General features: G+C 67.3%; 14 protein-coding genes. 7 read left to right on the top strand and 7 right to left on the bottom strand.

The window, feature by feature from the left end; translation table 11 throughout:
- Positions 1–57 precede the first annotated feature (57 nt).
- Genes C5B90_RS18255 through C5B90_RS18240 form a run of 4 tightly spaced genes read left to right on the top strand, consistent with a single transcriptional unit; the run spans position 58 to position 2957 of the window.
- Entirely contained in the window at positions 58–519 is a 462-nt protein-coding gene (locus C5B90_RS18255; RefSeq protein ID WP_115883379.1) for a hypothetical protein, read from the top strand.
- Between the two features lies 1 nt (position 520).
- Positions 521–1228: a hypothetical protein gene (locus tag C5B90_RS18250; RefSeq protein ID WP_115883378.1), complete on the top strand. Its 708-nt coding sequence runs from the start codon at positions 521–523 to the stop codon at positions 1226–1228.
- Positions 1225–2649 carry a hypothetical protein gene (locus tag C5B90_RS18245; RefSeq protein ID WP_115883377.1) on the top strand — a complete coding sequence of 475 codons (1425 nt, stop codon included), beginning with the start codon at positions 1225–1227 and terminating at the stop codon, positions 2647–2649. The genes C5B90_RS18250 and C5B90_RS18245 overlap by 4 nt, the downstream gene beginning before the upstream one ends.
- 20 nt (positions 2650–2669) lie before the next feature.
- Positions 2670–2957 carry a hypothetical protein gene (locus tag C5B90_RS18240; RefSeq protein ID WP_115883376.1) on the top strand — a complete coding sequence of 96 codons (288 nt, stop codon included), beginning with the start codon at positions 2670–2672 and terminating at the stop codon, positions 2955–2957.
- A 20-nt stretch (positions 2958–2977) separates the two neighbouring features.
- Here C5B90_RS18240 and C5B90_RS18235 read toward each other — a convergent pair whose 3' ends face one another.
- From C5B90_RS18235 to C5B90_RS18210, 6 genes are all read right to left on the bottom strand, one after another.
- Complete coding sequence (locus C5B90_RS18235; protein WP_115883375.1) at positions 2978–3187, bottom strand: hypothetical protein; 210 nt, start codon at positions 3185–3187, stop codon at positions 2978–2980.
- 83 nt (positions 3188–3270) lie between these two features.
- Positions 3271–3504: a hypothetical protein gene (locus tag C5B90_RS18230; RefSeq protein WP_115883374.1), complete on the bottom strand. Its 234-nt coding sequence runs from the start codon at positions 3502–3504 to the stop codon at positions 3271–3273.
- Complete coding sequence (locus C5B90_RS18225; RefSeq protein ID WP_115883373.1) at positions 3501–3761, bottom strand: cytochrome C oxidase subunit IV family protein; 261 nt, start codon at positions 3759–3761, stop codon at positions 3501–3503. Before C5B90_RS18225 ends, C5B90_RS18230 begins: the two co-directional genes overlap by 4 nt.
- A gap of 10 nt (positions 3762–3771) precedes the next feature.
- Positions 3772–6333, bottom strand: coding sequence for a cbb3-type cytochrome c oxidase subunit I (locus C5B90_RS18220; protein ID WP_115883372.1), 2562 nt, complete (start codon positions 6331–6333; stop codon positions 3772–3774).
- Entirely contained in the window at positions 6330–7091 is a 762-nt protein-coding gene (coxB, locus tag C5B90_RS18215) for a cytochrome c oxidase subunit II (RefSeq protein ID WP_115883371.1), read from the bottom strand. Before coxB ends, C5B90_RS18220 begins: the two co-directional genes overlap by 4 nt.
- A gap of 180 nt (positions 7092–7271) precedes the next feature.
- Positions 7272–7787: a DUF6789 family protein gene (locus C5B90_RS18210; protein ID WP_115883370.1), complete on the bottom strand. Its 516-nt coding sequence runs from the start codon at positions 7785–7787 to the stop codon at positions 7272–7274.
- Between the two features lie 114 nt (positions 7788–7901).
- On the opposite strand from C5B90_RS18210, the gene cyaB reads away from it, so the two are divergent.
- Both cyaB and C5B90_RS18200 read left to right on the top strand, forming a co-directional pair.
- Entirely contained in the window at positions 7902–8459 is a 558-nt protein-coding gene (cyaB, locus tag C5B90_RS18205) for a class IV adenylate cyclase (RefSeq protein WP_115883369.1), read from the top strand.
- 127 nt (positions 8460–8586) lie between these two features.
- The gene (locus C5B90_RS18200) at positions 8587–9795 is read left to right on the top strand and encodes a methionine adenosyltransferase (RefSeq protein ID WP_115883368.1); all 1209 of its coding nucleotides are present in this window, start codon (positions 8587–8589) and stop codon (positions 9793–9795) included.
- Positions 9796–9862: 67 nt separating this feature from the next.
- Here C5B90_RS18200 and ppk1 read toward each other — a convergent pair whose 3' ends face one another.
- The gene (ppk1, locus tag C5B90_RS18195; protein WP_115883367.1) at positions 9863–12427 is read right to left on the bottom strand and encodes a polyphosphate kinase 1; all 2565 of its coding nucleotides are present in this window, start codon (positions 12425–12427) and stop codon (positions 9863–9865) included.
- 253 nt (positions 12428–12680) lie between these two features.
- Here ppk1 and thiI point away from each other — a divergent pair, with 253 nt between their 5' ends.
- Complete coding sequence (thiI, locus tag C5B90_RS18190) at positions 12681–13856, top strand: tRNA uracil 4-sulfurtransferase ThiI (RefSeq protein ID WP_115883366.1); 1176 nt, start codon at positions 12681–12683, stop codon at positions 13854–13856.
- The last annotated feature ends 146 nt before the right edge of the window (positions 13857–14002 follow it).

The following is a 14002-nucleotide window of genomic DNA, read 5'->3' as shown; positions in this document are numbered from 1 at the left end:
TGTGGGTCGAATCGCTTATATCATTGTCAATAGTTATAGAAAACGAGGCGTGTTCACATGGCACAGACTGGCTTGTTCCTCGGGTTCGTTCTCGGCGTCGTACTGCTGGCGCTCACCGTGTTTCTGACCGGCCGCGGCTGGCGACACTACACGGTCTCGAGCGTTCCGACTCCGACAGGCGGGGGTTCGGCGGGCAGCGCGAGCGACAGCGCCGCCCGCCAGTGGGCCGACGACCCGACGGTGCTGTCGCTCGTCTTCGTCCTCGCGGCGCTCGGCTTCGGCGCGGTGGCGGTGCTGTTCGTCGGCGGAAGCGCCATCCCCGAAGACGTGACGAACGCAGCCGGCCCGGTGCTCATCGCCGGGACGCTCACCGTCGTCGTCGCGTACCTCTTCTACGGGACGTATCACGCCGCGCGGGGGCGCGGACTGGAACGCTCGCAGGCGGCGCTCCTCGGGTCGTGGGTGCTCGGCCTGCTGTTCGTCGTCGGCGTCGCCCTCAGGTTGGTGGGCCTCCTCTGAGATGGCGACCTCGTACGCGGGGCGACTCGACCCCCGGCACGCGCCGCGACTGTGGTGGCTCGCGGCGCTCTGCTGGGTCGAGGCGCTCGCCGTCGGGGCGTACCTCTCCGCCGCGCCGGAGCGCGTCGAGAGCGTCCGGTACCTGTTCTACCCGTTCGTCTGGATAACCGTCGGCGCGGCGGCAGTCCTCTGGACCGACCCGCCGCAGGCGAGCGGTCGGGCGCGACTCGTCGCCGGCGTGGTCGCTGGCGCGTACTTCTTCGTCCTCGCGTCGCTGGCCGGGTTGGTGTCCGTTGACCTCGCCGCGCTCCTCGGTGGGACTCACGGGCACGCCGCCACGCACCACTCGACCGGCTGGCAGTTCTCGCTCGCCGCGCCGGGGTGGGGGCCGCGGGTCGGCTACGCCGGCGAAGCCGTCTCCGCGACGTTCGTCCCGTACCGCGTCGCCGGCTACCTCGCGCTCGCGTACCTCGTCTACGCCGCCGTCCTCGACGCCACAAAGAGTGCGCTCTCCGGAGCGCTCGGGCTTGCCTCGTGCGTCGGCTGTACCTTCCCGCTCGTCGGTGGTCTCATCGCGGGCGCGGCGGGCGGCACCGGCGTCGTGAGCGCGCTCCAAGCGCTCTCGGTCGACATCTCGACGCTGGTGTTCGTCGCCGCCGTGGCTCTGCTCGCGTTCGGACCGCCGCTTGCGGAGCGGGCGCGACGATGAGCGAGCGCGACGACTCCGGGGTCCGCGCCGCGGCTCGACGCGGTGCCGTCTGTACAGTCGCGCTGGCGGTCGCGTCGCTCATCTTTTCGGCTCCGGTGCTCGCGCACGCCGGCTCGCTGGCCGGGTCGCTCCGCTCGGTTCCGGCCCCGTTCTGGCTCGTCGTCGTCTCCGGCGGCGGCGTCGTCTGCGTCTCGTTCCTGCTGTCGGCGTTCGTCACGGACGACGAGACGCTCGACGCCTTCGGGCGCGCCGGCGTCCGAATCGGAGGACTCGCCGGGGGCGTCGCAACCGCGGAAGCCGCGTTCAGACTACTCGGCGTCGCCGCGCTCGTCCTCGTCGTCGCCTTCGGGCTGTTCGGGCCGCCCGTCGGCATCGCCAACCTCGGCGTCCTGCTCGTCTGGGTCGGCTGGTGGGCGGGATTCACGATGGTCACCTACCTCGTCGGGAACGCGTGGCCGCTGGTGAACCCGTGGCGGACGCTCGGCGTGGCGCTTCGGGGGCGGTTCGCGGTGGCAGAGAGGCTGTCGCGGCCCTACCCCGACCGGCTCGGGTCGTGGCCGAGCGTCGTCGGCCTGCTCGGACTCGTCTGGCTGGAAGTCGTCAGCCCGCTCGCGGCGGACCCGCGGGCGCTCGCGGTCGTGGTCGTCGCGTACAGCCTCGGCACCGTCGGCGGCGCGGTCGTCTACGGCGACGCGTGGTTCCGCCGAGCCGACCCCGTCGCTCGGGTGTTCCGGCTGTACGGCCTCCTCGCCCCAGTCCAGCGGGGCGACGACGACGGCCTCTCGATTTCGGTTCCCGGCGCGGGGCTGGCGCGTACCCGCGAACGGCTGGGAGCCGACGACGTGGCGTTCGTCGTCGCGCTCCTCTGGGTGACGACGTTCGACGGCCTCGTCGTCACCGTCGCGTGGAGCCGAGTCCTCGACGTCGCGGCTCCGGCCCCCACGTGGCTCGTGAACCTCACCGGAATCGTCGCGGGCTACCTCCTCTTCCTCGGCGGCTACCGACTGGCCGCGCGAGTCGCCCGCCGAACCGCCGATACGTACGTGACCGTCGGCTTCGTCGCCGGTTGGTTCGCGCCCGCGTTGGTCCCCATCGCCGCCGGCTACCATCTCGCGCACTTCCTCGGCTACGTCGTCGGACTCGCGCCCGCGCTGGTCGCGGTCGCGGCCTCGCCGCTGTCGCCGCCCGCGAATCCCTCGGTGCTGGTCGTTCCGGCGTGGTTCGGCGGCCTCCAGTTGGCGTTCGTCGTCCTCGGCCACCTGCTTTCGGTGTGGGTCGCCCACGCCCGCGCGTTCGACCTCTTTCCGGGTCGCCTGCAACCGCTCCGGAGCGAGTACCCCTTCGTCGCCGTCACGGTCTGCTACACGATGGCGAGCCTGTGGGTCGTCGCCCAACCGACGGTCGGGGGTGTCGCGGGGTGAGTCGCAAAGCGAGTCGTGGAGTGGGTCGCGAAGACTCGGTCTTCGTCCCCGAGACCGCCGTCCTTGACGGCGAGACCGCGGCCGCGACGTGTCCGTACTGCGACCGCCCGTTTCGACGGGAACGGCTCCGAAACCTCCACGTCGGCGACGCCCACGAGGAGTTGAGTGACAGCGAAACCGCGGCGTACGAGGCCGCGGTCGAGGCAGAGGACGAGGACCTATTCGTCTATCACCTGAAGGTCGCGGGCGCACTCGGGATGGTCTTCACGGCGCTGTTCCTGCTCGCGGTCGTCGGTTTTAGCCTGTGAGAGGGGCGCGGGCGGCGCGGTCAGGCGTGGTCGCCGCCGTGTTCGCCTTCGCCGGGGTCCGGCAGGCGCATCACGACGCCGGTGAGGACGCCGACGCCGGCCAGCGCGACGACGCCGCCCACCACGACGAACGATTCGCTCGCACCGACGGCTTCCGAGAGGAGGAGCACCGCGAGTCCGAGGACGACTGCTCCGAAGGCGGCCGCGAGGGCGACGGTTGTTCTATTCATGTGTACTGCTACCACGCCAAAGTCAAAGAAGGTACGTGCGAAAACGGGGTGGAAGGAGCGTGGAGTGGAGGAAGGACGGCCGACTACGTCGCGTTCTCGCCGGTCGTCGCGGCGGCGACGACGAGCGCGAAGACGGCCACCGCGAGCACGAGACCGGGGCCGACGACGAGCGGGTCGGTGAGCCTGCCGGGGGTGACGCGGGTCATCATGGCGGTCACGCCGACGCCGACGGGGACCGAAAACAGCAGAGCGTAGCCGACCGCGACGAGGGTTTCGCGGGAGCGCCAGCGGGGATGGGAGTCGGCTCGCACGGTCAGAGGAGCGAGTACGATGCCGCGAGCGTGAGCGCCAGCGCGGCCGCGAGGCCGATGCCGACCAGATACGTCAGCGACCGCGGCTCGAACCGGAGGTGCTGGAAGTACGCCGCGACCAGCACCGCCTTCGCGGCCGACAGAACCATGATGACGCCGAAGGCCAGCCAGTAACTCAGCCCGGCGAACTCGACCAGCACTTGGATGGTCGCCGAGACGAACAACACCACGTAAATCGCCGTATAGAGTTTCGTTGATACCATTTCTGTCACCTCACAGGATGTAGAACAGCGGGAACAGGAACAGCCAGACGATGTCGACGAAGTGCCAGTAGAGGCCGAAGTACTCCACCGAGCGGCTGTCTTCGAGATACGCGCCCCGCCAGGCGCGCGCGGTCAGGTACAGTGCGATAACGAGCCCCGCGATGACGTGGGCGGCGTGCAGGCCGGTCGTGAGGAAGAACGTCGAGGCGCGGACGTTCGTCGAGAGCCACAGCCCCTCGTGGAACAGGTGCTGCCACTCCAACCCCTTGTTGACGAGGAAGCCGATGCCGAGGATGAACGTGGCCCCGAGGCTCGTCACGAGACCCCACTTGTGTTGCTTCTCGGCCGCGACGAGCGCGAGCACGACCGTGAAACTGCTCGTGAGCAGGATGTAGGTGTTCACGAGCCCCGGAATCGGGTCGGACGGAATCGGCTCCCAGCCGGTCCAACCGAAGGCGACCCGGGTGAACACGTAGGCTCCGAGGAAGCCCCCGAACAGCACCACGTCGGACGCGAGGAATATCCACATCCCGACCTTGCCGTTGTCGATGCCGGCGAAGGGCCACGCCTCGCCCTCCTCGAAGACTGGCCCGTGGAACGGTTCGAGCCCCATGGCGACGAGCGACCCGAGGGTGACGACGCCGCCCGCGACCGTCGTGGTCGCGTAGGCCGCCCCGACCATCCCCTCGGGGAACGCGGCGTCCTGAAGCGGCGAGAGGCCGAGGAGGACGAGGAACGCGCCGGCGGAGAGGACGAACGGCCAGATACTCGCGTGACTCGGCCCCTCGACTTCGGTCGCTTCGGCGGTCGGCAGTTCCGCGTCCGCCGTGACCGCCGTCGTCGCCGACGCGGTGACGCCGCCATCGGAGACGGCCGCGCCGGTCGGCCCGCCAGCCCGGTCCTCGGTCAGCGCGACTTCGCCGGTATCGAGGAATTCGAGGTGTCCGTTTCGATAGGTCGGCGTCCCGTCGAAGTTCTCCAGCGGCGGCGGCGACGAGACGGCCCACTCGGCCGAGGTCGCGTACTCCCACGGGTTGTCGGGCGCGGGTTCGCCGACGAAGGCGCTCTTGAACAGGTTGTAGAACATGATGAGGAACGACAGTCCGAGGACGAACCCACCGACCGTAGCGAGCTGGTGCCACGGCGCGAGTTCGGGCGCGTAGTCGAACACGCGGCGCGGCGTCTCCCACGCGACGAAAAGCGGGAAGTACAGCAGGTTGAAGCCGACGAAGTAGACGGCGAAGTGGAGTTTGCCGAGGAACTCGTCGTACATCCGGCCGGTCATCTTCGGGAACCAGTAGTAGAGGCCGCCGACGAGCGCCGTCACCCCGCCGACCATCACGTAGTGGAAGTGGGCGACGACCCAGTAGGTGCCGCGGAACTCGTAGTCGAGGACGACCGCGCCGAGGAAGACGCCGGTGATGCCACCGATGATGAACAACAGGAGTGCCCCGAAGACGAACAGGAACGGCGTCGTGAAGCGAATCTTCCCCTTCAGCATCGTGTAGATGAGCGCGAACACCATCAGGTCGAACGGCAGCGAGATGCCGATGGTGGTAATCATGAACAGCGTCTTCACCTGCAGGTTGATGCTCGTCAGGAACATGTGATGCATCCAGACGGCGAAGCTCTGGATGGCGACGAGCACCATCGCGATGATGAACCACTTGCGGCCGACGATGCGGCGGCCGGTGAACGTCTGGAACACCTCGGCCATGACGCCGAGCGCCGGGAAGAAGACGATGTACACCTCGGGGTGGCCGAAGAACCAAAACAGGTGCGTCCACAGAAGCGCCCCCGCCGGCGACTCCATGGCGAAGTAGGTCGTCCCGAGCAGGCGGTCCGACGAGAGCACCAGAAGCGCCGCCAGAAGCGCCGCGAAGGCGAACAGCATCATCCACGCCGTCAGGAGAATTGTCCAGCTAAACAGCGGGACGTTTCGGAGCGTCAGTCCCTCGGCGCGCATCCGGTGCATCGTCGTCAGGAAGTTGACCGACGAGACGGTGACCGAGGCGACGAACAACACGAGCGCCAACACGGCCGTCGACGCCCCCACGTCCGGCGTGAACGTCGGGACGCTCAGCGGGGCGTACATCGTCCACCCGCCGGAGAACGTCCCCCCTTGGAAGAACGAGACGCCGAACAGGATGCCCGAAAAGAGATAGAGCCAGTACGACAGCGCGTTGAGCCGCGGGAACGCGAGGTCCTTCGCGCCGAGTTGGAGCGGGACGACGTAGTTGGCGAAGCCGAACGCGAACGGCGAGAGGAACCAGAACACCATCAACAGCCCGTGAGCCGAGACGGCTTGGTTGTACGCGACGGGCGCGAGAATCCCCTCGCCGAGCGCCCGCGGAGCGAGCAGTTGGATTCGCATCAGCCACGCGAGGACGCCGCCGAGCACGAGGAAGAAAAGCGACGTGACGATGTAGAGGATGCCCACGTCCTTGTGGTTCGTCGTGACGAACCAGCGCTTGATGCTCCCCGTGCCGGGGAAGTCGTGGCCGTGGTCGTCGTGTGCGACCTCGTGGCCGCCGTCGGCCGCGGCGTCCCGCTCGGGAGACGCGTCGGTCATGGTGCCACCGCCGGTCGGAGGCTCGACTCGTTCGCGGTCGCGCTGTCCGCGTCCGTGTTATCCGCGGTCGTGTTCGCGTACCACGCTTCGTACTCGTCGGGCGGCATCACGATGACCTCGGCGGACATGTAGGAGTGGCCGGCCCCGCAGAGTTCGTAACACTGCGCGGTGTACGTCCCCGGTTCGTCGGCGGTGAACCACGTCTCCGTCTCCTGGCCGGGGATGGCGTCGGACTTGACGCGTAACTCCGTGATGCCGAAGTTGTGGAACACGTCCGCGGTGGTAATCGTCAGTTGGACGGGCTGGTCGGCGGGGACCCGGAGCACGCCGTCGGTGGTGTGGCCGTTCGGATAGGTAAAGCGCCAGCCGAACTGGTAGCCCTCGACCTCGACGTCGAGCGACTCGGCGTCGGAGGGGCCCTCTTCGACGTACAGGAGCGTCAGATACGTCCACGAGACCAGCGAGACGACGATTATCATGCTCATGAAAAACGAGGTGAACAGTTTTCGCCCGCCCCCGCTCCCCGACGGGAGTTCCCCGAGGACGAGGCGCTCCTCGTCGTCGATGTGACCGTTTCCGGAGCCGGAGCGATACTTGTACGCGTTGTAGAGCATGTACCCCACGACGACGACCCCGACGAGCGTCCCCAAGAGCAGGAACACCTCGAAGATGCTTTCGAAGACGAACGTGCGCGTCCCCCGCGGGACCAACCCCGACTGGAGCGGGAACGCGGCCGCCGGTACGAGTTCCGTGACCATTGATAACACCACCCAGATAGTATAATTAACGTTCGTGATGATTATTGTTTCGGAGAAGTCGGCAGTGACCGGCCTCGAACGGGCGTTTCCGGTCGCTCGGCGAAAAAGAGAGAACAGAACGGACGGCGGTCGGGGTCGCGGACGACGACAGACGGCGACCCGACCGGCGGCGACGCCCGGTCAGACCTCGTGTTGCGGGATGTCCGCGAACAGGTCGAGCAGGTAGCCGAGCGACAGGCCGTACACCCAGTGGGCCAGAAGCGAGAACACGAGGAACGAGAGGATGACGAACGCGTCGGCTGCTGGCCAGAACGCCGGGACGAACCCCACCCAGTAGAGCGTCGCGAACGACACGCCGCGGAGGTACTTCGGCGACTCCGGCGGGAGGAACGCCCCAACGACGACGAACGTCACCGGGAGGACGATGACACCGCCGATGCCGAAGAGGAAGGCCCCGAGAGCGAGCGTCGGTTCGTAACCGAAGAACGCCGCCATCCCGGCGAATCGCGTAATCGGCTCGGTCGTGAAGAGACCGAGCAGTTCGGGGATGCCGACGAGGACGGGCAGCATCAACACCGTCCCGACGAACCCGCTCGCCATCGCGGTGAGGATGACGTTACCCGTGATTTCGTAGTCGGCGGCCTCGCCGACTTGCTGTTCTACCGCGGTGGCCGGGTTCGGCGTCTCTTGGCTCATACTCTCGTCGTACTACGCAGTCTTGCATGATAAAAGGTAACAAATACCTCGATACTGAGGGGTCGCCGGCGCGAGACACCGACGTTTTTGCCTCCCGGACGCGCCCGTCGAAGCATGTACGAAGTCGAGGTCAAGGTCCGCGCGGACCACGACGCGGTTCGCGAGCGACTCGACGCGACCGAAGCCGAACAGGTCAACCGCGTCGCCCAGACGGACACCTACTACGACGCCCCGCACAGGGACTTCGCCGAGACCGACGAGGCGCTCCGACTCCGGCGCGAGTCGCGCTACGAGGGCGGCGACCTCGCCGACGAGGAGACCGTCGTCACCTACAAGGGACCGCTCGTGGACGAGTCGTCGAAAACCCGCCGAGAGTACGAGACGGGCGTCGAAGACGGCGAGACGATGGACGATATCTGCGAAGCGGTCGGCTTCGAACCCGCCGCGACCGTCGAGAAAGACCGCGAGCGGTTCGCCCTCGACGGCTACACCGTCTCGCTCGACTCGGTGTCGGGGCTCGGCGAGTTCGTGGAGGTCGAAGTCGAGGTCGAATCCGGCGTCGACGACGCCCGCGAAGGGGCGTTCGCCGTTCTCCGGGACCTCGGTCTCGACCCCGGCAACCAGATTCGGACCTCCTACCTCGGGATGTTGCTGGGCGCGCCCGAGGAGTAGTCGGTTCGTCGGCTCCCGCAGGCGTCTCTTCTCTCGGCAGATACTGCCCGAGCATACTCTCAGGTAATACGAGGGTGGCCAAAGGTTTCCGCAAGTTATAGAACCGCCCGCCGGGTACGTCCCGCCAATGAGCGACCGAAATATCCGCCTCGAATCCGCCGACAAGCGCGCGGTCGAGGACCAGGAGGTCGAAATCGTCGAGCGAAAGGGAATCGGTCACCCTGACTCCATCTCCGACGGCATCGCCGAGAGCGTCTCCCGCGCCCTCTCGAACCTCTATCTCGACCGCGTCGGCAAGGTGCTTCACTACAACACCGACGAGACGCAACTCGTCGCCGGCACGGCCGCGCCCGCCTTCGGCGGCGGCGAGGTCATCGAGCCCATCTATCTCCTCATCGTCGGCCGCGCCACGAAGGAGTACGACGGCGAGAAGATTCCCGTCGATTCGACGGCGCTCCGGGCCGCCCGCGAGTACCTCAACGAGAACATTCCCGGACTCGACGTGGGCACGGACATCATCGTCGACGTGAAACTCGGCGAGGGCTCCGGCGACCTCCAAGACGTGTTCGGCGAGGAGACCCAGCAGGTCCCGATGGCCAACGACACGAGTTTCGGCGTCGGCCACGCCCCCCTGACCGAGACGGAGCGCATCGTCCTCGAAGCCGAGCGCGCCCTCAACGGCGCGGCCTACGGCGACGACCACCCCGAGCTCGGACAGGACATCAAGCTCATGGGCAAGCGCGAGGGTGACGTCATCGACGTGACCGTCGCCGCCGCGATGGTCGACCAGTACATCGAGGACATCGACGACTACGTCGCCGCCGTCGACAACGTCCGCGAGTTCGTCACCGACCTCGCCACCGACTACACCGACCGCGAGGTCAACGTCGAGGTCAACACCGCCGACGACTACGAGGAGGGCTCCATCTACCTCACGACGACCGGCACGTCCGCCGAGCAGGGCGACGACGGCTCCGTCGGCCGCGGCAACCGCGCCAACGGCCTCATCACGCCGAACCGCCCGATGAGCATGGAAGCGACCTCCGGCAAGAACCCCGTCAACCACATCGGGAAGATTTACAACCTGCTTTCGACCCACATCGCCGAGACGGTCGTCGCCGAGGTCGACGGCATCCGCGACCTGCAGGTCCGCCTGCTCTCGCAGATCGGTCGCCCCATCGACGAACCGCACGTCGCCGACGCGAAGGTTATCACGGACGAGGGCGTCACCGTCGCCGACATCGAAGACGAGGTCGTCGCCATCATCGACCGCGAACTCGCCAACGTGACCGACATCACCCGTCGGACCATCGAAGGCGAACTCAGCACGTTCTGAGGCGTCGCCTCGGAGCGTCTCGAAAACAGGACACCGAACGCCGCGTCGCCCGCGAGGGCGATTGCGATTACTCCGACTGCTCGACGTAGTACTTCTCGACCAGTCGCGCGGCCGCCTCGGCCGTCTTCCGGTAGTCGCGGTCGCCGTCCGGCGTCCGAACCGCGTACTCGTAGTGCCGACTGCTCGGCACGTACCACTTCTCGGGGAAGTCGTCGAGGACGTGCTGCGGGTCGCCGTTCTTCGGCGCGCCCGTGCCCGCCGCGACGACGGGGTCGGTGGCGGCGTCGGCGGCAGGTTCGGTTGCAGATTCGGTTGCGGCTTCGGTGTCGCTCTCGTCCCCGGCTTCGGCCTCAGTCTCATCCTCGCCCTCACCCTCGTTCGCATCCGCAGTCGCCGCCCCGTCTCGGGGAGCCATCACGGACGGGTGGGACTCCACGAGGAGCGTCTCGGGAACGTCGGGGTGTGACGCCGAGATGCCGCGGTGGACACCGGGCGTGTTCGACGCCGCGAGCGTCTGTTCCATCAGAATCTTCTGCATGCTAATCTCGTGGCCGTCGCCCGGGTCGCGCTGGTCGTAGGTGCCGTCGGCGTGCATCTCCCACGCCTTCCGGTTGTCCGCGAAGCCGAGTTCGAGGATGAACCGCAACTGCTCGCGGATGTCTGGGTCCTCGACGGGCGCGATGGCTTCCACGCGCTTGTCGAGGTTGCGGGTCATCCAGTCGGCGGAGCCGATGTAGTAGTCCGGGTCGCCCGCGTTCTCGAAGTAGAAGATGCGGGAGTGTTCGAGGAAGCGGTCCACGACGCTCCGAACTGTGACGGTCTCCGAGACGCCCTCCAGACCGGGGCGGAGCCGACAGATGTCGCGGACGAGCAGGTCGATGTCGACCCCGGCCATCGAGGCCTCGTACAGTTCCTCGACGATGCCCGGGTCTTCGAGGGCGTTCATCTTGGCGACGATGCGGGCGTCGCGGCCGGCGCGAGCGTGTTCGGCCTCCCGGCGGATGCACTTCGTGAACTCGTTTCGCATCGTCACGGGCGCGATGAGGAGCTTTCGGAACTCCTCGTCCAACGAGGGGCCGGTGAAGAAGTTGAACACCTTCACGAGGTCCTGTCCGATGTCGCGGTCGGCGGTGAGGACGCCGAGGTCGACGTAACCCTTCGCGGTCCCGGAGTGGTAGTTTCCGGTGGCGACGTGAGAGTAGAGGCGGACGCCGTCTTCCTCCTCGCGGACGACGAGCGCCGTCTTCGTGTGCGTCTTCAGGCCGATGGTACCGTAGGCGACGTGGATGCCCTCCTCTTCGAGGCGACGGACCCATTCGAGGTTGTTCTGCTCGTCGAACCGCGCTTTGAGTTCGACCATCGCCGCGACCTGCTTGCCGTTGTCGGCGGCGTCGATGAGCGCCTCGATGATTTTCGAGTCCGAGGCCGTCCGGTAGATGGCGGCCTTGATTGCCAACACGTTGGGGTCGTTGGCGGCCTCGTCGAGGAACTCCTGGACGGTGTCGCCGAACGAGTGGTACGGGTGGTGCAACAGCACGTCCTTGCGGCGAATCTCGTCGAAGATGGTGTCGCCGTCTTCGGCGGCAGCCTCGCTGGCCGACGCGCCCGGACCGATTCCCGCGTCCGTCGCGTCGAGGTCCGAAAATCGCGGGTGCGACTGCGGCGTCCACGACTCCAGCGAGAGGTCCGGCCGGTCGAGGTCCGTGAGGTCCATCAGTTCGCGGTAGTCGAGCGGCCCGCGGAGTTCGAACACCTCGCGGTCGTCGAGGTCCAACTGCTCGACGAGGAGGTCCCGCGCGGCCTCGGGCGCGTCGGCCTCGATTTCGAGGCGGACCACGGTGGCGAAGCGGCGCTGTTCGAGCACCTCCTCTATCATGTCGATGAGGTCCTCCGCGACCTCCTCGTTGCGGCGGACTTCGGCGTTCCGCGTCAGTTTGAACACCGCGGTGTCGACGACCTCGACGTTCGGGAACAGCAGGTCGAGGTTGGCGCGGATGACCTCCTCAAGGAGGACGTACCGAACCTCGTCGCCGTCGGTCTCGACCTCCACGAGGCGCGGGCGGTTCTGCGGAATCTTCACGCGCGTGAACGTCTGGTCGCCGTCGTCGTCGCGGGTGACGACCGCGAGCGACAGCGAGAGGTTCGAGATGAACGGGAACGGGTGCGCCGGGTCGAACGACAGCGGCGTGAGCGTCGGCAACACCGAGAGCTCGAAGTAGTCGCGCATCTCCGCCCGCTGGTCGGGCGTCAGGTCGTCGTAGTCGCAGATGCGGATTCCCGCGTCGGCGAGCGCCGGGCGAATCTCCTCGCGGTAGCACTCGGCCTGTCGCTCGAACATGGGCCGGGCCTTGTCGATGGCCTCCTCCCACTGCTCGCGGGGCGTCCGGCCGTCGGTCGTCCGCTCCGTCACACCGGCGTCTATCTGCTGTTTCAACCCGCCGACGCGCTTCATGAAGAACTCGTCTAGGTTCTTCGTGAAGATAGAGAGAAATCGGACTCGTTCGAGAAGCGGGTTCCGGTCGTCGAGGGCTTCGTTGAGCACGCGCGACTGGAACTCCAGTTCGCTCAGCTCGCGGTTGAGATAGTACTGGGGGTCTGCAAGGTCGATGTCGGCTGGCAACTCGTCGGTCATTGGCATCGAGTGGGCATCGAAGTGGCGGCAGTTGTTCGTCGAGAGGGCCGCGGGGCGGTCGGCGGTTGTACGAGACAGAAACGGGGTGAAATCTATTAAGCGGTTTATATTGTTTCGCCGTCTGTCTACGGTTCAGTAAATTGTACTATGTACAAATATATAACACTAATAGCGGTAGATAGCGCCGTGCCGCGCCGGGTGCGGACGCCCCGCGAAACGAGACGCTGAAGGGTGCCGGCGGAGAACGTCGACCGTGAATCAGACGGCGCACGTCGTCCTCGTCGGCTACGGCGAGGTGGGCACGAAGAGTTCGAGCGTCCGGGCGAAGATGGAGGCCAAACTGCGGACGAACCTCCAAGCGGTTCTCGACGACCGCTCGCTCTCGGGCCGCGTCGAGCGGGAGTGGTCCCGCCTGCTCGTCCGCGACGTGGCCGACGCCGACGCCGTCGCGGCCGCCTGCGCCGAGGTGCCGGGCGTCGTCTGGGCGCGCCCCTGCGTCGCCTGTGACCCCGTCCTCGACGACATCGTCACGGTCTGTCGCGGCCTCGCGACCGACCACCCCGACGGGGCGGCGTTCGCCATCGACGCCGACCGCATCGGCGACGCCGACCAACACGAGTTCACGAGTTCCGACCTCGAACGCGAGGCCGGGAGCGCCGTCGTCGAGGCGACCGGCGCGCCCGTGGACCTCGACGACCCCGACCGGACCTACCGAATCGAGTGCCGCGAGGAGACGGCCTATCTCTCCGTGCGGCGGTTCGACGGCCCCGGCGGACTCCCGCTCGGAACGCAGGGACGGGCCGTCTCGCTCGTCTCCGGCGGTATCGACTCGCCAGTCGCGACGTGGGAACTGATGCGCCGCGGCTGTGAAATCGTCCCCGTCTACATCGACTTGGGCGACTACGGCGGCGCGGACCACCGCGCGCGCGCCATCGAGACGGTGCGGACCATCGCCCGTCGCGCCCCGAACGCGGACATGCGAGTACACGTCGTCCCGGCCGGTGACGTGGTCGAGCGACTGATGGACACCGTCGAGGACACCCGGATGCTCTCGCTTCGGCGCGCCATGCTCGCCATCGCCGCCGAGGTGGCCACCGACGAACACGCCCACTCAATCGTGACCGGGGAGTCGCTCGGCCAGAAGTCGAGTCAGACCGGCGAGAACCTCGCCGTCACCGAGGCCGCGGTCGACTACCCCGTCCACCGCCCGCTTTTGACCCGCGACAAGACCGACATCGTCGCGGCCGCCCGCGACCTCGGCACCTACGACGACTCGACGCTCCCCGTCGGGTGCGAGCGCGTCGCGCCGAGTTTCCCCGAGACGAACGCCTCGCTGTCGGCCGTCGAGGCCGCGGAACCCGACGACCTGTTGGACCTCGCGGGTGAGGTCGCCCGCGAGCGGGTGGTCGTCTCGCCCGACGGCGAGTGAGCGCGGGAGCACGAGGTGAAAGCCGAGGGCGAGGAACCCGAAGCGCGACCCTCCGCCAGACTCACCGAGGTGCGGTACCGACGCACACACGAACCGTGCAAACGACCACCATAGTCACGATTCTTCAAACGTTTAGATTCGTTTCG

Origin of the sequence: Haloferax sp. Atlit-12N (assembly GCF_003383095.1) — an archaeon.
Taxonomy (GTDB): Archaea; Halobacteriota; Halobacteria; order Halobacteriales; family Haloferacaceae; genus Haloferax.
This window is presented reverse-complemented; position numbering and strand designations above follow the sequence as displayed.